The sequence below is a fragment of the Leucobacter sp. UT-8R-CII-1-4 genome, assembly GCF_030010235.1.
Taxonomy (GTDB): domain Bacteria; phylum Actinomycetota; class Actinomycetes; order Actinomycetales; family Microbacteriaceae; genus Leucobacter.
Genome location: NZ_JASCRS010000002.1, coordinates 213,772 through 231,569, shown reverse-complemented (window position 1 = coordinate 231,569; position 17,798 = coordinate 213,772). Strand labels below are relative to the sequence as shown.

Annotated in this window: 14 protein-coding genes; 8 read left to right on the top strand and 6 right to left on the bottom strand. The window is 59.6% G+C overall.

Annotation, left to right across the window (positions count from 1 at the left end; all coding sequences use genetic code 11):
* Positions 1-6 precede the first annotated feature (6 nt).
* Together QBL02_RS06035 and QBL02_RS06030 are read left to right on the top strand one after the other, a co-directional pair.
* Entirely contained in the window at positions 7-195 is a 189-nt protein-coding gene (locus QBL02_RS06035; RefSeq protein ID WP_282725489.1) for a hypothetical protein, read from the top strand.
* A 108-nt stretch (positions 196-303) separates the two neighbouring features.
* Positions 304-591, top strand: coding sequence for a hypothetical protein (locus tag QBL02_RS06030; protein WP_282725488.1), 288 nt, complete (start codon positions 304-306; stop codon positions 589-591).
* 79 nt (positions 592-670) lie between these two features.
* On the opposite strand, the gene QBL02_RS06025 is transcribed toward QBL02_RS06030, so the two are convergent.
* Positions 671-2,038 (bottom strand): aspartate aminotransferase family protein, encoded by a 1,368-nt coding sequence (locus QBL02_RS06025; RefSeq protein ID WP_282725487.1) that lies wholly within the window; start codon positions 2,036-2,038, stop codon positions 671-673.
* 203 nt (positions 2,039-2,241) lie between these two features.
* Between QBL02_RS06025 and QBL02_RS06020 the strand changes: the two genes are divergently transcribed.
* On the top strand, positions 2,242-2,946 hold the full coding sequence (locus tag QBL02_RS06020; protein ID WP_282725486.1) for a GntR family transcriptional regulator: 705 nt from the start codon (positions 2,242-2,244) through the stop codon (positions 2,944-2,946).
* Positions 2,947-3,010: 64 nt separating this feature from the next.
* Positions 3,011-4,048: a phosphotransferase gene (locus QBL02_RS06015; protein WP_282725485.1), complete on the top strand. Its 1,038-nt coding sequence runs from the start codon at positions 3,011-3,013 to the stop codon at positions 4,046-4,048.
* Here QBL02_RS06015 and QBL02_RS06010 read toward each other — a convergent pair.
* On the bottom strand, positions 4,002-4,556 hold the full coding sequence (locus tag QBL02_RS06010; protein WP_282725743.1) for an Lrp/AsnC family transcriptional regulator: 555 nt from the start codon (positions 4,554-4,556) through the stop codon (positions 4,002-4,004). The two genes, QBL02_RS06015 and QBL02_RS06010, sit on opposite strands and share 47 nt — an antisense overlap.
* 151 nt (positions 4,557-4,707) lie before the next feature.
* On the opposite strand from QBL02_RS06010, the gene QBL02_RS06005 reads away from it, so the two are divergent.
* The 3 genes from QBL02_RS06005 (at position 4,708) to QBL02_RS05995 (ending at position 12,324) form a co-directional block, all read left to right on the top strand.
* Positions 4,708-8,202, top strand: coding sequence for an indolepyruvate ferredoxin oxidoreductase family protein (locus tag QBL02_RS06005; protein WP_282725484.1), 3,495 nt, complete (start codon positions 4,708-4,710; stop codon positions 8,200-8,202).
* A gap of 54 nt (positions 8,203-8,256) precedes the next feature.
* Positions 8,257-9,885 carry a trypsin-like peptidase domain-containing protein gene (locus QBL02_RS06000; protein WP_282725483.1) on the top strand — a complete coding sequence of 543 codons (1,629 nt, stop codon included), beginning with the start codon at positions 8,257-8,259 and terminating at the stop codon, positions 9,883-9,885.
* A 108-nt stretch (positions 9,886-9,993) separates the two neighbouring features.
* Positions 9,994-12,324: a CDP-glycerol glycerophosphotransferase family protein gene (locus tag QBL02_RS05995; RefSeq protein ID WP_282725482.1), complete on the top strand. Its 2,331-nt coding sequence runs from the start codon at positions 9,994-9,996 to the stop codon at positions 12,322-12,324.
* A gap of 60 nt (positions 12,325-12,384) precedes the next feature.
* On the opposite strand, the gene QBL02_RS05990 is transcribed toward QBL02_RS05995, so the two are convergent.
* Entirely contained in the window at positions 12,385-13,419 is a 1,035-nt protein-coding gene (locus QBL02_RS05990) for a glycosyltransferase family 2 protein (RefSeq protein WP_282725481.1), read from the bottom strand.
* 40 nt (positions 13,420-13,459) lie between these two features.
* Between QBL02_RS05990 and QBL02_RS05985 the strand changes: the two genes are divergently transcribed.
* Positions 13,460-14,689, top strand: coding sequence for a CDP-glycerol glycerophosphotransferase family protein (locus QBL02_RS05985; protein ID WP_282725480.1), 1,230 nt, complete (start codon positions 13,460-13,462; stop codon positions 14,687-14,689).
* Positions 14,690-14,810: 121 nt separating this feature from the next.
* Here QBL02_RS05985 and QBL02_RS05980 read toward each other — a convergent pair whose 3' ends face one another.
* Genes QBL02_RS05980 through QBL02_RS05970 form a run of 3 tightly spaced genes read right to left on the bottom strand, consistent with a single transcriptional unit; the run spans position 14,811 to position 17,750 of the window.
* A complete protein-coding gene (locus QBL02_RS05980; protein ID WP_282725479.1) occupies positions 14,811-15,854 on the bottom strand; it encodes an iron chelate uptake ABC transporter family permease subunit in 1,044 nt (347 codons plus the stop codon).
* On the bottom strand, positions 15,851-16,873 hold the full coding sequence (locus tag QBL02_RS05975) for an iron ABC transporter permease (RefSeq protein ID WP_282725478.1): 1,023 nt from the start codon (positions 16,871-16,873) through the stop codon (positions 15,851-15,853). Before QBL02_RS05975 ends, QBL02_RS05980 begins: the two co-directional genes overlap by 4 nt.
* Complete coding sequence (locus tag QBL02_RS05970; RefSeq protein WP_282725477.1) at positions 16,866-17,750, bottom strand: siderophore-interacting protein; 885 nt, start codon at positions 17,748-17,750, stop codon at positions 16,866-16,868. The genes QBL02_RS05975 and QBL02_RS05970 overlap by 8 nt, the downstream gene beginning before the upstream one ends.
* Between the last annotated feature and the right edge of the window lie 48 nt (positions 17,751-17,798).

Sequence of the window (17,798 nt, the reverse complement as noted above, 5' to 3'; positions counted from 1 at the left end):
CTTGGTGTGAGTGCTACCGGTGGAGGTAACCGTGACGTTGAGATCTCCTGCGATGTCACCACGACGATCGGTGATGTTGCGCATTCGCTGATGCGAACGGTTCTTTTCGCCGGGTCAAACCTTGAAGAGTTCATCTCGCTGTGCCGCGGCCACATTACCCTGCCCGGCAACGCGGGTGACGGACGCGGTGAGTAACTACTTGACCCCGCAGCCTTTGTGGGTGTGTCTGGGATGCAATCTGGCTGGTAAGTTACCGTGGTTCCCGAATTCGGGCCAAACGCACCACGTCGGGGCGACGTTCTGGTGCTCTCTAAATTCGAGCAGAGCTCTGCCTCAGGGGTGTGGGATCTGTTTTCGGCCCTCAAGCAGCCACGTTGGGGCTTGGCTTTGCAGCCAGACGAGGGTGATGGTGGATCGGCGTTCCGTGAGAGTTTCGGTCGTGTTAAACGCGCTGATTTCCCACCGCGGCGCGGGTTCACCGTTGACTCTGGGCGTATTCTGCAGATTCATGTTGGCATCGCGTTGATCCTGGCCATCTGGCCAGACCTCTCGAGCAGGCGATCCACACTGCATACCTCAGGCATGAAGTGAATGCTGGGGTTTAAGGCCATAATGTGTTGGTTTTGCTGCGCTAGCGCGCGGAACGTGCGAACTAGCGCAGCGTCGCAGATTAGTTTCGTGTCTCGTTGGCGAGCACGCGTTCAAGTTTTTCGAGTAGTAACGTGGCGTGCTCCTCATTGAAGGGGAGCGGTGGCCGAATTTTCAACGCTGCGGCGTGCGGCCCGGAGGTGCTCAGCAGCACTCCTTCGGCGCGCATGCCATTCACCACTCTGTCGGCGAGGTCAGCGTCGGGGGTCTGGTCGGAATCGGGGGAGGCGAACTCCATCGCCAAAAATAGGCCGGCGCCGCGCGCATCAAGTACCCGGTCGTGGGCGTTTGCGATCCGCTGTAAACCTTTCAGCAGCGCGCTGCCCACGGCGCTTGCCCGCGTGATCAGCTCATCTTCTTCGATCACGTCAAGCACTGCGGTTGCCGCGGCAATGCTCACCGGGTTTCCGCCGAAGGTGTTGAAATATCGTACCTGGCTCCCGAAAGATCCCAGCACCGAAGGTTTGCCCACCAGCGCCGATATGGGAAGTCCATTGCCCATGGGTTTTCCGAGCACGACTAGGTCGGGCACAATGCTGTGGCGCTCGAAGCCCCACCAGCCGTCCGTGCGACCAAAGCCCGGTTGCACTTCATCTGCAATGTACAGGCCGCCGGCGCGATGCACTGCTTCGACAATGGGCTGCAAGAATCCTGCCGGGTCGGGTTGTACGCCGTCGCTTGAAAATATCGAGTCAAAGATGATCGCGGCTACTCCCGATCCACGTTCGTTGAGTTGCGCAATCGCGTTCTCCACTGAGGCGAGCAGCGACGCCGCAATCTCATGCGTCGGCATTCGCGCCGAGTCAATTGATGGGATTGTCACCACGTCACTGCCGAGCACATTATTGGGGCCGAGCGAGGGTGAAATGCCCGCTGCGGCTACCGTGGTGCCGTGGTAGGCATGCTCAGAGATGATCAATCCGGTGTTTCCGGTGTGGGTGCGTGCCGTGCGTATTGCAAGGTCGACCGCTTCGCTGCCGGTGCAGGCATACGTGATTTGGCTGAGGCTTTCGGGAAACTTTGCGAGCAGGCGCTCTGAGTACGCAAGTATCGATTCGGTGAGGTAGCGGGTGTGGGTATTGAGTGTGCTGAGCTGTGCGGTCACTGCCGCTGTGACGGCAGGGTGGCTGTGCCCGATCGCTGGCACATTGTTGTAGGCATCAAGATAGTCTTTGCCATCAGCACCTCGCAGCCAGACACTGTTCGCGCTTTCAACGACAAGCGGTTCTTGGTAAAACAGTCGATACGACGGGCCGAGCACCCGCTCGCGCCGTGCGATCAATTGGGCTGTTGTCGGGTCTAACGGGGTTCCGCGCGCTGGATCGAAACCGTTTGCCATGTGTACGCCTGCGGCGAAGGGTTGGCCACTGTCCGTTTGTGCTCGCGTCATTGAATTGCTCCTCACGCTTTGTTCGCGCCAGCGGCGCCGATCCCACGCTCATTCTCGCATGATTGATCACCAATTATGGAGGGAATGTGCAGATATTGACCCGTTGGGGCTCGCTTGTCTGCGTTGAGCCCCAGTAATCTGCGTGATTGTGACACGAAGACGTAGGCTAAAGTGCAGACGAAATTGAACGGTGGGGGAGACGCATGAGTGATGCGAGCGAGAAAAACGAAAGGATGGCAGCTGGCGGGGTTGAGGTGGCGTCAGCCGCCGAACGCGTAGCTGCCGAAATTCGCAACCACATCTTCACTGAAAAGATTGCGCAGGGAGCCCCGCTTCGGGAGGTGTCACTTGCCGAGGAGCTCGGGGTTTCTCGGCGAACCATTCGTGAGGCATTGTTTAAGCTGGCAGCCCAGGGGCTCGTGGTGCATGAGCGCAACCGGGGCGCGACGGTGCGAGTGCTGGGTGACGATGATGTGCTCGATCTCTACAAAGTTCGACGCACTCTTGAGCTTCAGGGGGCGCGAAACGCGCCATTTGCCTCTGCCGAAAGCAGGGATCGCCTTGACGACGCCTACCAGCGTTTGCAAGATGCGGCCTTCGGTGATGACTCGGTACAAATGGTGCGCAGTGACCTTGCCTTTCACGGAGCCGTTGTCGGTCTGGCTGAGAGCCCCAGGCTTAATTCGTTTTACGAATTGATTAGCCCGGAGATGGAGATGGCGCTTTCTGTTATTCGTGATGGTGAACAGTCTGACGGCTGGAGCGCCGAGCAGATTATCGGTGATCACCGCACCATTCATGCGGCACTCATGGCTCGAGACTCTTTTGAAGCTCAGCGGGTGATTCTTGCGCACATCGAGTTTAATGAGCGCTTTTTGCTGACGCTTCTCAAGAGCAATTCGCAATAGCTTCGATTGGTGACCAATTTTGCGCTACCATTCGTGAGTATCTCAAACGAAAGCGAGGCGCTTGGTGGCAGCTGACACGATCGCCCCTGATTCGTTGAGCCTCACTCCTGAGCAAGTGACTCAGATTCTTGAAGCGCACTATCGCCTGCGAGCAACCCGTTTCATTGCCTTACAGAGTGAACTTTCTGCGGTCTACCGGGTAGAGCTTCATAGCGGCCGCACCGTTGCCTTTAAAGCCATTCGATACAGGCAAGAAGACGCGGTGCTTACCGCCTGGCAAACCTCAGCAATGGAGCGCCTAAACGAGCGCGGTCTTCCTGCTCCCGCAACGATCCGCACCGAAGAGGGTGAACTGCTCGCCCTCGCAGAAACCGAAGAGGGCCAGGTGATCGCCCACATCGGTGAGTGGCTCGACGGCACCCCGCTTGAAGCGGTGCAGACCACCCCTGAGTTGATGCATTCGGTTGGCGTGAGCGGTGCACAGATTGCCCTCGCGCTAAGCGAAGTCTCGCGCCCTGCGATCCAGCGTGACCACCCTTGGGCATTGAGCCGCACGCTCGAATCTATCCGGGAATCGCTGGTGGCGATTGAAGATCAGCAGACGGTCAGCTTGTTGCAGCAGGCGGTGGAGAGGTTTGAAAAGGTTGTTCAGCCTGTGCTGCACGAACTGCCACACACGGTCGTGCATCACGATCTGCACGACTCGAACCTGCTCGTGAACGAGCGGCGCGATCGGGTCAATGGTGTGCTCGACTTTGGTGACATGGTCTGGGCGCCGCGTATTGCCGAAATCGCTGTGATTGCGGCGTACGCTTGCCGTGGCGCGGCTGAGCCGGCGCAGGCGTATCTGAGTGTCGCCGAGGGCTGGGGTACTGTGATGCCGCTGACTGCCGAAGAGGTAGCGGTGCTGCTTGCAGCCTCCATTGGGCGCCTCGCAGTGAACCTCGCAGTGTGGAGTGCGCGAAGCGGTAGTGATCGCGGCGAGTATGCCAGGGCGCGATCGCGTACGACTGTGCGGGGGTTGGTGGCGCTGTTGGGTGTTGACGAGGCCAGATTTACCGAGCTGTTGATGACGCGGCTGTGTGCGCCTCGGATCGGGTAGCGTTCGATTCGGGAAGGGCCGTTGAGCGGCCCCATCCGGCGTTTCTGGTTGCCTTAGTGAGCAGCGGCGCGACACGGTAGGGCAGTGGCGTTGTGAGCGCGAGCGTTGTGTTTGAGTGGCCAACACCTGGCAGGGCAACGATTCGCTGAATTAAATCTTGCAACTCGGCGTGCGAGGTGGTGCCTAGTCGCACCAGGAGATCTTCGCGGCCGGAGGTTGCGTGCACCTCAAGTACCTCTGGAATGCCCGCGAGCAGTTCAATGACCTCGTCGAGTTTGCCCTGATCGAGGGCGAGCGCGGCGAATGCTTCGACTGTGATGCCTACTTCGACCAGGTTCAGCCGCGGGGTGAATCCGCGTAGTAGGCCTGCTTCGCTCAGGCGGCGCAAACGAGACTGCACGGTGTTGCGCGAGACGCCGAGCCGATCTGCCAGGTCACCGATGCCGAGCCTGGCATCGCGTTCTAGTAGCGCGATCATTTCACCGTCGAGTCGATCAATTCTCAGCATATTGCTCAAAAGTGCCCCCTTGTTCGAGTGTCAGCTTAGCATTTTGATGAGTTGTTCGGGGTTGAGTTGATTGCCTCGATAGCTTAATGCGATTCTATTGAACATATTGATGAGCGAGGATCCTCGCGTTACTACCAAAGGCGGTGGAGCAATGCGGAACAACGAAATGGTCCTGAGCTCACTTGATGCTCGTTACGCGGATGAAAGCTGCCGCGTGTTGATGACAGGCGTACAAGCCCTCGCACGCGTGCCACTTGATCGTGCACGCCTCGACGCCGCTGACGGCAAACAGAATGCGTCATTCATTAGTGGCTACGAGGGATCGCCTCTCGGTGGCTACGACCTTGAACTTATTCGGCAAAAGAAGCTGCTCGACCAGCACAATGTGCGGTTTGAACCCGGCCTGAACGAAGAAGCCGCCGCGATGGCAGTGCAAGGCAGTCAGCTGATCCACGAACTCAGCCCAACCGTCGACGGTGTGGTCGGGTACTGGTATGGCAAAGCCCCGGGCCTCGACCGCGCAACCGACGCCTTCCGCCATGCAAACCTGATGGGCACCCACCCGAGCGGGGGAGCAGTCGCTTTTGTCGGTGACGATCCGGCCGCGAAATCTTCGAGTGTGCCGTGCGCATCAGAGAGCGCACTTGCCGACCTCATGATGCCGATCCTCTATCCCTGTGATGCGGCAGAAGTACTTGACTATGGCCGCCACGCGGTCGCACTCTCGCGTGCCAGTGGCCTGTGGTCGTCAATGAAGATCGTGACCTCAGTAGCCGACGGTTCAACGACGGTCGATCTTGAGGCGGGCAACGGCTTTACTCCGGTGCTGCCTTTTGGTGCTGGTTTGCACGAACCCACCTCGCGACTGCTGCAGCCCACCCTTGGCCCGCTTGAACGAGACATGCTTTCAACTCGCATGCGTATCGTGCGCGAATATATTGAGCTGAACCCGCTGAACCGCACTGTGCGCAGCAGCGCAGCCGACCGAATCGGCATCATCACCGCTGGCACAGGCTACCTCGACACCATGGAGGCGCTGGCGACGCTCGGTTTTGGCACCGGTAAAGATGCAAACGGCGCTGAAAATGAGTCATCAGTCAGGCTGATGAAGCTAGGCGTGGTTTGGCCGCTTTCGCCGAGCCAGATGCTCGAGTTTGCCGAGGGCCTCGACACCATCATTGTCGTCGAAGAAAAACGAGCCTTCATCGAAGCGCAACTGCGAGAACTGCTATACGACGCGCCATCGCGGCCAAAAGTGCTCGGCAAGCGCGGATCAAATGGCAAAGAACTCTTCCCGATGCACGGTGAGCTCACTGCAGACTCGGTCACCAAAGCGCTAGCTACTGAGCTTGCCGGTCTGCCATCTGTTCCGGGCGTGACCCGCTGGCTCGACCAACGAGCCGGCAGCCTGAGCGAGCGTATCTACTTGCCGCTCGCACAGCGCACACCATATTTCTGCTCGGGTTGCCCACACAACAGCTCGACCAAACCACAGACTGATTCGGCGTTTGGTGCAGGTATCGGCTGCCACGCAATGGTGCTGCTGATGGATCCAAAACAGGTCGGCGATGTGGTCGGTCTCACGCAGATGGGTGGCGAGGGCACCCAGTGGATCGGCATGGCCCCATTCGTGCAAAACGGACACTTTGTGCAGAACCTCGGCGACGGCACCTTCCACCACTCCGGTAGCCTCGCGATTCGCGCCTCGATCGCTGCGAAGACAAACATTACCTACCGGATTCTGTACAACTCAACCGTCGCAATGACCGGCGGACAGGACGCGGTCGGCCAGATGACCATTCCGGAGATGGTGAGCGAAATGCTCGCTGAGGGTGTCGCCAAGGTGATCGTGACAAGCGACGAACCAAAGGCGCTCAAAGCGCAGCGAATGCCCGGTGGCATTGAAGTGTGGCACCGAGATCGGCTAGCCGAAGCGCAGGAAGTTCTTTCGAAAATCGAGGGCACCACTGTGCTCGTGCACGAGCAAGAGTGTGCCACCGAGCTTCGCCGCAAGCGTAAGCGCGGCCTCGCGAAGAAGCCCGAAGAGTTCATCATGATTAATGAGCGAATCTGTGAGGGTTGCGGCGATTGCGGTGAGAAGTCGAACTGTCTCTCGGTACAGCCCGTCGACACCGAATACGGTCGTAAGACCCGCATTCACCAGAGCTCATGCAACGTTGACAAGAGCTGCCTCGATGGAGACTGCCCAGCGTTCGTGACAGTGCGACCGGGCACCAAGGAGTCACGCGTTGCCGGCCTCGTGGATCTTGACCTTGGCGAGCTACCAGCACCCCCTGAACTGCAGACCGTTTCGCATCGTATTCGCCTGATGGGTATCGGCGGCACCGGAGTCGTGACCACCTCGCAACTTCTGGCTACCGCTGCTGTGCTTTCTGGCCGCTACGTTCGCACGCTCGACCGCACCGGTCTCGCGCAGAAGGGTGGCGCCGTTATTTCCGACCTCGTGATCGAGGGTGCTCCATTCGAGGCGGGCAACGCGATTGGCGATGGCAGCTGCGATCTGTACCTTGGTTACGACCTACTGGTTGCGGCAGATCAGAAAAACACGGTAGCTCTCGCGCCAAATGCGACCGCGATCGTATCGACCTCGATCGTGCCAACGGGTGCGATGGTGAGCGATGTGAAGGTTACCTTCCCTGAGGTTGGCGCAACGCTGGATCGTGTGATCCAGGAACTCCCCGAGGGTGAATGTGTTTCGCTCGACCTCCGTCACTACGCTGAAGGGCTGTTTGGTGTTGAGCAGATGGGCAACATGTTCTTGCTCGGTGTCGCTGTGCAGCTGGGGGCTCTCAGCCTGCTGCCAGAGGCGGTAGAAGAGGCGATCGGGCTGAACGGGGTGGCTGTTCCGCGCAACATTCAGGCATTCCGCCGTGGTCGCCAATACGTCGCAGACAAGGCAGCGCTTGATGTTGCCCTAAGTGCGCTGCTCGTCGAGCAGGCTCCGGCTGTCCTGGTGCCTAGCAGCATCGTGCAGGCTCCGGCAGATTCAGAACTTGAACGGATTGTGGCCAACCGTCGCGCCGAGCTGGTGGCGTACCAAAGCGAGGCTTATGCACGCCGCTACGAAAATTTCGTCGAAGAAACTCGCAAGGCTGAGGCTGCGCTTGGCGGTGAGCTTCGCCTGACCGAGACCGTCGCGAACTACCTCTTCAAGCTGATGGCGTACAAAGACGAGTACGAAGTTGCGCGCCTCGCACTTGACCCGCAGATGGACGAGGAGATTGCACAGCAGTTTGGTCGCGGCGCGAAGGTACAGTGGCGTTTGCACCCACCTACCCTCAAAGCGATGGGACTCAAGAACAAGATTCGCCTCGGTGCGTGGTTCCGCCCAGCCTTCGTCACGCTGCGCTCGCTGCGTGGGCTTCGCGGCACTGCGTTCGATATCTTCGGCTACGACAAGATGCGCAAGCTTGAGCGCGAATTGATTGCAGAGTATGAAAGCACTGTGCGCGAGCTGACAGCTGATTTGACGGTGGATCGCCTGGTCGTTTCCGAGCAGATCGCCGGTTTGCCCGACATGATCCGCGGCTACGAAGATGTGAAATTGCGAAACGTTGAGGCTTACCGAAACCAGCTCGGCGAGCTCAAGATGCTCCTCACGCAGCAGCCACACAGTTCGCGCTAATCAGATTCATAGGAATGCTCGGCATTCTGGGATCAGAAGAAAGGCGGCCCGACTGTGACCACTACCCCTGAGCCCGAGACTCCACAGCAGCCCGAGCAGACCCCGCAGCAGCCAGTTCAGCAGCAGGGTGAGTTTGCCCAGCAGACCACCCCGCTGCCTGATATGGCTCAGGGTCAGCCGGCAGATGCCCAGCCTGCTGCTGCCCAGCCTGCACCGCAGATGCCACAGGCACCGCAGGCGCAACAGCCAGCCCAGCCTGTGCAGCCGGCCGCTCAACCGCAATCGCAGTATGAGCAGCACCAGCAACTGCACCAGCCCCAGCAGAACGCCTACTACGCGCCGCACCCAAGCCACCTTGCCGATCAGGGTGTGCCGGTTCCAGAGGCGTCAGGCACGGCCGAATTTACAGCGTCGGGCGCAACAGCGCAGGCAACCCAGGCACCAGCAGAGACACCGAAAAAGTCTCGTGCAGGAGTTTTCTTTGCGGGTATTGCCATCGGCGCAGTTGTAGCCGGTGTAGTCGGCGGTGGCGCAGGCGCACTTGTTGCGGCAAATCAGGGATCCAGTTCATTCGCGCAGGCACCAGCCACCGGCCGGGTCACCTTCAACAACGCCGACACCTCAACCAACGTGTCGGCAGTTGCGCTCGCCGCAACCCCGAGCGTGGTCACGCTCTCGGTAAGCGGTGAAAGCGCTGGCGGTTCAGGCTCGGGCGTTATCTACAGTGAAGACGGATACATCATTACCAACGCTCACGTTGTGACGCTTGATGGCAAGGCTGGCTCGAACCCAGAGATTCGTGTCTCGCTGAGTGATGGTCGAGTGCTCGACGGTGAGATTGTGGGTGTTGATCCCTTCGCTGACCTTGCAGTCGTCAAGGTAAAAGCCGACAACCTCGTACCGGTTGAGGTGGCAGACTCGTCAGAGATTAACGTTGGCGACCTCACTGTAGCCATCGGTGCCCCGCTGAACCTTTCAAACACTGTCACTAGCGGTGTGGTGAGCGCGCTCAACCGAGGTATCGCTGTTGGCAGCTCGATCATTCCCGATCAGCCCAATGAGCAGCAGGATCAGCCAGATCCGAACGGTGAGGAAGAACTGCCTTGGTACCGATTCGGCACTCCGGACAGCCAAGGTCAGCAGCCACAGCAGCCCCAACAGCAAACCACCACTCGAGTGACGTTGCCGGTGATCCAGACTGATGCTTCTATCAACCCTGGCAACTCGGGCGGTGCGCTCCTGAACGCCAATGCCGAACTGATCGGCATCAATGTGGCTATCGCTTCGAACGGCGCAGACTCAAGCACCGCCGGCAGTGACGGCCTTGGCTTCGCGATCCCATCGAACATGGTGACTCGCGTGGCAGATGCCCTGATCGCTGGCGAACAGCCTTCACACGGCCTGCTTGGTATCGGTGTCAATGATTCATCGGCAGACACCGATGAGGATCGAAACTTTGCAGGTGGACTGATCAGCGAGCTAGTCGCTGGTGGTCCTGCTGCAAATGCCGGCCTGAAGGTAGGCGATGTGATCACCGCCGTTGACGGTGTTCCGGCCGACTCTGGCACTACCGTTTCCGCGCTGGTGCGCATGCACGCGGGCGGCGACAAAGTCACGATCTCTTACGTTCGTGGCGGCAAGCCGGGCGAGGCTGAGGTGACACTCGGCACGCTCGAATGGTAGTCACTGGGTGTTGAAAACGCGATGACTCGCACGCTGTGGGCCCCGTACCTTTTCTGGTGCGGGGCCCACAACTTCGCGCAGCGAGAGCTGAACGAATAGAGTGGCCAGGTGAGTACTGGGCGCTTTGAATTCGCGAGTGGCAATCTGCAGAAGCTGCTCGCAGCGCCGAAGTATGTGCTCTCGGCCTTGTTTGCGCTGTTTGTGCCCCGGAGCCGCAGCAATTGGGTCTTTGGCAGCGGTATCGGTGTGGGCGAAGGCGCGCTTGAGGTTGCCCGCGCACTTCACGAAGACTGCCCTGACGTATCTATCGGGTGGCTGGTGAGCACTGAGCGCGAGGCAGAGCTGGCGCGGGCAGAAGGTTTTACAGCCGTGACCAAACACGGTTGGGCTGGTTTTTGGGCGACGCTGCGCGCCGGCCAGATTGTGGTGACTCACGGCCTGGGCGATGTGAATCGTTTCGGCATTTTTGGTGGCCGCATTATCAATCTCATTCACGGTGCGCCGCTGAAGAAGCTGCATCTTGATTCGCCAGTGACCTTGTCGTTTGGCGGCCCCGCACCGCTGCGCGCAATTCTGCGTCGCATGTATCTTGCCGGTACCAAACGGTTCACCATGTTCGTGGCTGCTTCGGTGACCTCGGCCGAGCGGTTGCGATCTGCGTACCGGGTTGATCCGGGTCGGGTACGGGTGCTTGGCGATCCACGCGATGATCAGCTTTGCGTGCAGGCGAACGATGCAGGCGCTGCACGAGCCGCAAAAGCTCGGGTGCGTGAGCTACTTGGCCTCGATCCAGCGCATGAATCTGAGCCGTTTTTGCTTTACGCACCAACTTGGCGTGACGGGAAGGCGGATCCAGCGATCCCAACCGCCGAAGAAATCGAGCAGATTCATGCGACGCTTGACACTCTCGGCGCGCGCCTTTTGATTCGTTCGCATCCGCTCGGAGTCGGAGCTTATCAAGACCTGCTCGGCGACCGGGTCTCGCTTTTCGGTGCAGACCTCGCCCGCGACATTACGCCGTTGCTCGGCGCCTTTGACACGCTGATCACCGACTACTCCTCGATCGCGATCGACTTCTCATTGCTGCGCCGCCCTATCGTGTGGTTTGCCCCAGACCTGAGCGAGTATGCGCTGAGCCGCGGTTTGTATGAACCGCTCGAAGTTACTGCCGCTGGTCGGGTGCAATACAGCTGGTTCGCAACGCTGGATCGCCTGGCCGCAGTGGTGCCCGAATCTGCTGCGCGCAGAGCGACCGAGGCCGACTCTCGGGCTCTTGCCGAACGTTTTCACGCGTTCCCCGAGGGCGGAGCGGCGCGCAGAGTGCTCGCCGTAATTGCAGAACTCGATCGCAGCGACAAAGAGATCGTGCCAGATGGAGCAGTCTTTTTCGAGAGTTTCTACGGCAAACAGGTGAGCTGCAATCCGCTCGCGCTAGACCGTGAGATTGCCCGCAGATTCCCAGATGTTCCGCGCTATTGGAGCGTGACATCAGAATCAACAGAGGTTCCTACAGGAGCCACTGCGGTGCTGGTCGGTTCACCTGAATGGTTTGCGGTGCGTCGCAGGGCGACGCTGCTGATCGTAAACGATTGGTTGCGCTATGGCTTTAAACGCGGCCGCAATCAGCGCGTTTTGCAGACGTGGCACGGCACCATGCTGAAACACCTAGCTCTCGGGCGCCCGAACGTGTCACTACGCACACGTCTTGCGATCCACCGTGAAAGCCGTCGCTGGAACCTGATGCTTTCGCAGAACCCGCACTCGACCGAGCAATTTGTGAGCAACTATGCGTTCCGCGGCGAAGTGCTTGAAACTGGTTATCCTCGTGACGACCGTCTCGCAGCCGCAGTGGTGCACGGAGAACGTATCAAGTTTGTGGTGCAAGCTGCGAAGCGAGAGCTTGGAATCGCAGATGCCAAACATGTGCTTGCGTATGTGCCCACCTGGCGTGATGGCGGCGGAAACGTCGACACACTCGATGTGCAAGCACTCGCAGCCGAGCTTGGCGATGATTGGACAATCGTTGCGCGCGGACACACTCGCAGCACGGGCACGTATCTCGGCGTGCAACACCGGGTGATTGATGCGTCAGCGCATCCCGATGTGAACGACGTTATTTTGGCTGCCGATGTGCTCGTTACCGACTACTCTTCGGTGATGTTTGACGCTGCTGTCGCGCGAGTACCTCTGGCATTCTTTGTGCCAGATCTTGCCTCATATCGTGATCGCGAGCGGGGATTCACTTTCGATTTTGAAGCGACCGCTCCCGGTCCGCTGCTACGCGACCGCGCCGAGTTGATCGCGGCGTTGCAGTCCGGAATTGCTCGCGGCGCATCATACGAGGCCTGGTGTGAACGCTATGTTCCGCACGATGATGGCCAGGCGGCAGAGCGCGTAGTTGATGCGCTTATTCAGCGCGGGTATCTCACCGCGAGCTAGTAGCGCTGCACTACGTCGTTGCTGCGCTGTGCCATCGGCGCGCAGCAACGACATCAATACTTACATTCGCGATTTGTCGACGGTACGCCCAGCTCCGCCGATCAAACCCCACAAAAAGCCAGTGCCCCAGCATAAATGCATGGTGATCAGGGCCCACAGACCGAGCACACGCTCAGATCCGCGAAGACCCGGCAACCGTGTGCACGCGAAGAGCACCGCTGCAAGGTACGCCACGGGAGTGAAGTGCACAATTGACCACCACTGCCACGGCAGCGCGCCGATGATTTGTAGCAGCAACACCATGACACTCAGCGCAAGACCGAGTACCAGCATGCCAGGCAGATAAAAACGCAGCGGTGTCTCTTTCGGGTGACGGGCGGTGATCACCGCGCGCCATGCACCGGTAGCAAAAAACTGTTTAGCAAGATTGCCAAAACTTGCGCGAGGCCAATAGGTCACCCCGAGGGCAGGTTCAAACCAGACCAAGCCACCCGCATTGCGGATGCGAAGATTCAGTTCCCAGTCTTCGCCTCGGCGAATGTATGGGTCGTAGCCACCAACTGCGGCAACTGCCTCGGCCCGAAAAATGCCAAGATACGCGCTCTCGGCCGGACCTGGCGTACCGTCAAGATGATAGGCGCCACCGCCAAGGCCATAGGGGCTGTTGTATCCGGCTGCAATAGCGCGTTGAACCGGGGTTGCTCCGGCTGCACGCATCACGCCACCAACATTTGCTGCACCCTCGCGTCGCAGCGCTTCAATGCCACGCCGGGTGTAGTCAGGAGTGAGCTCACTGTGCGCATCAACCCGCACAATCACGGGGTGCACGCTCGCGCCAATTGCGAGATTCAATCCGATCGGAATATCCCGCTGCGGGTTTGGTACGAGACTGACTCGGGGATCCTCGGCCGCCAAAGACTCGGCGATTTCGTTGGTTCGGTCACTCGACGGACCAAGGGCGAGCACGATTTGCTTGTCGCCCTGGTAATCCTGATCAAGAATCGTACGCACTGCGCTCTCGAGGTAACCTTCCTCGTTGAGCACAGGCATCACATAGCTCACGCCGGGCAATTCCGGCAAAGGTTTGAGATCCACTCAATTATTCTGGCATGCGCTACTGAATTAGGCTTGAGCTATGCAGATTGCAACAGATTTTAGGCGTGCCAAGAAACTTGCGAAGAAGGTGTACGCCGGGCGCAAGGCGCTTTTTGGTGCGCGTGCGCTCGTCGAGCAGCGTGGCCCACTGCCAACGCAGCACTTTCGTGTCGGCGTGTACTTCGCCGATAGCGACGTAAACATCTACCAAATGCGGCAGTGGTATGCGCCCCTTCGTGAGCTTTCGAAGACGCACCCGGTTGTGGTGCTCGCGCGAAATCCTGCTGGCGCGAAGCTGCTGATGGAAGAGAGCGGCCTTGAGGTTGCCTTTGTGCAGAAGGTCACCGACATTGAAGAGTTCCTTGAGACTCAACCGCTTGAGGTGGTGCTCTACGTGAACCAGAACACCAGGAACTTCCAGATGATGCGCTACGGCCGTCGCTGGCACGTGTTTATCAATCACGGTGAGAGCGACAAGATGTACATGGTGAGCAACCAGTACAAGAGCTACGACTACGCCTTCATCGCTGGTGATGCTGCTCGTGAGCGATTGAACCGCGTGCTTTGGGACTACGACCTTGACAGCCGCACCTTTGCAATCGGTCGCCCACAGACCGACCATTTGAGTGGTGAACCGCCTTTCGTTCCTGACGACCGCACCGTGGTCTTCTATGCACCGACCTGGGAAGGTGACCGCCCGGCCGCGCTCTATGGTTCGGTGGCCAGCCACGGTGAAACTCTGGTGAAGCAACTGCTGGCAACCGGTCGGCACCGTGTTGTTTACCGGCCACACCCGCGCAGCGGTGTCGTCGACGCAAAATTTGGTGCCGCAAACGAGCGAATTATCGCGGCGATCGCTGAGGCGAATCGACAAGATCCAACCGCACAGCACATCTACGACACTGCTCCCGCGCTCGGCTGGCAGCTGAGCCTGCCAGATGTTGCAATCTGCGACATCTCGGCGATGGTGTACGACCGGCTCGCAACCGGCAAACCTCTCATGGTGACCCGGCCTGCAGCGGCAGAAGCTGAGGTCGACGAGGGTGGATACCTGAGCGTTTGCGAGTGGCTATCGAAGAAGCAGACCGAGAACATTGTTGAGGTGCTTGATGGTGTCATTAGTGATGAGGCCGCCAAGGAGCGACTCGGCCAGTGGTCGAAGCACTACTTCGGTGACACCACGCAGGGTGAGCCGACCAAGCGTTTCACTGCGGCGATCGAGACCCTGATTGCCCGCGCCGAAGATCGCAAGCGGAGCCAGCAGAGCTAACATCCGCCCGTACCGTCATCCTGCGTGAGCGCGGCAACTCACAGGATCCCATAGAACTGATTGGCTGCCGTCATCCTGCGAGCTGCTGCTCGGCCCCAGGATGACGGCAGGAAACGCGGGCTCATGCGACGCCCGATTTTCTTCCCGCAAGAATCAAGACGAGCAGATAGGCGCCACCGATTACCGTGGTGACAAGCCCTGCCGGGGGTGATCCGGGCACCACGTGCTGAGCGAGAAGATCGGCGATGGCGAGCAGAGCGGCACCGACCGCAGCTGAGCCGGCGAGCGGCGCGTTCCCGGATCGTACGATTGCTCGAGCGATTGGTGTTGCGACGAGCGGAAGCAAGCCGATCGGGCCGCAGAGCGCCGTCGCTGCCGAAACGAGAATGACAGAAATCACCAGCAATTCGATGCGAAGCCGGGCGGGAGCGGCGCCCAGCGCCTGGGAGAGGTCATCGCCGAGCTGATGCACGCGGATCCGCCTGGCGGTGAACGCGCAGAGTACGCCGCAGATCACGAGCACTCCGATAGCGACCCCCGTGCTTTGCCAAGTCGACGCGGCGAGTGATCCAGCGCCCCATGCCGCTGCCGCCATCGCAGATTCGAGTGATGCTGACATGACGACCCAACTGTTTACCCCGCTGAGGAGCGCGGCAACAGCCACGCCGACCAGAAGGAAGCGGCTTTTGCCGTGTCGAGCGCTCCCGCCCGAGAGCGAAAAAACAAGTGCGGCGGTCACGAGTCCGCCGGCGAGAGCGGCGGGGCCAACCACTGCCCATTCCGAACCGAGTACAACGACGAGTAAGAGCACCGCTGTAAAAGCACCGCCTGAGATGCCGATGAGATCGGGTGAAGCGAGCGGATTGCGAGTCACGGTCTGCAGCAGCGCCCCGCTGAGGCCGAGACAGGCGCCCACGCCGAGCGCTGTGAGTGCTCGGGGGAGTCGCCACTCCAAAACTACTGTGCGTTCGAAACCCTGTTCTTGGCCGGTGAGCACGGCGAAAAGTTGGTCTGCGCTGAGTAGATAACTGCCGAGTGACACCCCAAGCACAATCGTTGTGAGCGCAATGATGGTGAGCGAGCTCCAGACAATTACCGTTCTGAGCGGTCGCTGGCTCTGCCGATTCCGATGCTGTAACCGGGGCGAACCCTTGGTGTATTTCATGTGAGGCTCCTCGCCTTACGCACAATCCAAAGCAGAGCGGGGGCTCCAATGACAGCGATCACGATGCCAGCAGGAAGTTCGCCTGGCCAAAGCGCGACGCGACCAATAATGTCTGCGCACAGCAGCAAAATCGCGCCTCCGATTGCCGAGAGCGAGTGCCGTGCGTATGCGTCGAGCCCAGCCAGCTCGGAGAGCCGGGCGGCGGCGTGAGCCGCGATGAGTCCGACAAACGCGACCGGTCCTACCAGCGCGGTTGCGGCAGAACTCGCGAGTGCGACACTCACCACTGTGCCCGTGCGTGTGAGCCCGAGTCTGGCGCCAAGGGCTCGCGCTGAGTCTTCGCCGAGGCGTGTGAGTTCGAGGCTGCGTGAAACGAGGGCCGCAAGTAGCAGCGCGCTGAGCACAGTGATCGCTCCGATGGTTGTCGCAGAAAGCGGCACCCCCACTGTCGATCCCGCCAACCAGTGGCGCATGCCTTCGAAAGCTTGTGGAACAGCGAGCATGATTCCGTTGGTCATACCGATGAGTACTGCGCTGAGGGCCACTCCGAGCAGCACAAGTCGTGTGACCGAATGAACTCTGCCGCTGAGCCCGACTGCACAGACAAACGCTGTGGCAATGAGTGCGCCGAGAAACGCAAATGCGCTTTGTGCGATGAACCCTCCGGCCGCGCCGGTGGCCATGCCAACGGCCACGACAACGGTCGCACCAGCGTTTGAACCGAGCAGGCCGGCATCTGCAACCGGGTTTCGAGTCAGAGTTTGGAGGAGGGAAGCGGCGAGACCGAGCCCAAGGCCTGCGACGGCAGCGGCGAGTGTGCGCGGGATCCGAATTTCCCAGATAATCGCGAGCGCGCTGCGATCGCTTTGGCCTTGGAGGGCCGCGAGCACTGTCTCAGGTGGCGTGAACTGACCGCCGATACAGATCCCCAGCACAAGTGCGAGAGCCAGAATCGTGCCTGTCGCTAGGAATGCGATGAGGGTGCGGTGCCGCCGCGAGAGCCGCTTTGGGCTATTCACTTTCCTCAAATTCGTCGAGGACGGTCATGCTTGGGTTCACGGCGAGTTCCTTCTCGTACCTTTGTAGCCGCTGTTCGTCGATTTCGGAGCTGGTCACGAGTTTGCGCCAGTATCCGAAGACAACTACCTGCTCCCGAGGCAGGCCTCTGTCTTTTCGGAAGTGGTCGCGAATTCGTTTCATTTCGCCGTGTTCGCCGCAGGCCCACACCGAAAGCTGCCCCTCGGTTTTCTCGGAGAACTCGGTTGCGGCGTCTACGAGTCGCCCGGTGCTTGCGGGTGCTTCGCTGATGGAGCGTTGTAGCCAGTGCAGGGTGACACCGGGGTGCTGCGGGAGATCTGTCACCACGGCACTGTCGGGTGTTTCGACCCAGATTTCTGCTTTTCGGGTTGTTGGCATATCTCGAATGATCGTCGCGACAGCGGGGATTGCGGTTTCGTCGGCGAAGATGCCGAGCGGAAGTTGCTGTTCGTTGTAGGGCGTGAAGTGCGCTCGGGGGCCGAGGATTCTTGTGCTGTCACCGATTTCGAGTGTTTTTAGCCAACTCATGACAACGCTTTGGCCTGGGTGTCGAACCACGTCTACGTCGATTTCGATCGCATGCTTGTTTTGCCGTACCGCACGCACGGTGTAGACCCGTGAAACGGTGTCTTCGCTCTCGTGGTCGGGGAGTTCGAGTCGAATCGCTGGGTTGGTGACGAACCAGCGTTCGGGGTCGCCCTCGTGGTTCAGTGTCGCGGTAAGCCGCGTCACCGAGGGTGCGAGTTCGGCAATTGCGGTAATGGTCATCGTTCCGTGGTTGATCCCGCGCACATGGTCAGGGTGTTCGAGTACCGCGCTGTGCCTGCCTCCGTAGAGAGGTTTTGTTTTTTCACTCACGCCTGATTCCTTCGCTCTGAGTTTGGTGTGTTGCCTCGATCAACATTA

What these genes read in the sequence shown, in the direction of transcription:
- QBL02_RS06025 (WP_282725487.1), bottom strand. Translation starts at nt 2,038, where the DNA reads ATGACGCGAGCACAAACGGACAGTGGCCAACCCTTCGCCGCAGGCGTA.
- QBL02_RS06020 (WP_282725486.1), top strand. Translation starts at nt 2,242, where the DNA reads ATGAGTGATGCGAGCGAGAAAAACGAAAGGATGGCAGCTGGCGGGGTT.
- QBL02_RS06010 (WP_282725743.1), bottom strand. Translation starts at nt 4,556, where the DNA reads ATGCTGAGAATTGATCGACTCGACGGTGAAATGATCGCGCTACTAGAA.
- QBL02_RS06005 (WP_282725484.1), top strand. Translation starts at nt 4,708, where the DNA reads ATGCGGAACAACGAAATGGTCCTGAGCTCACTTGATGCTCGTTACGCG.
- QBL02_RS05985 (WP_282725480.1), top strand. Translation starts at nt 13,460, where the DNA reads ATGCAGATTGCAACAGATTTTAGGCGTGCCAAGAAACTTGCGAAGAAG.
- QBL02_RS05980 (WP_282725479.1), bottom strand. Translation starts at nt 15,854, where the DNA reads ATGAAATACACCAAGGGTTCGCCCCGGTTACAGCATCGGAATCGGCAG.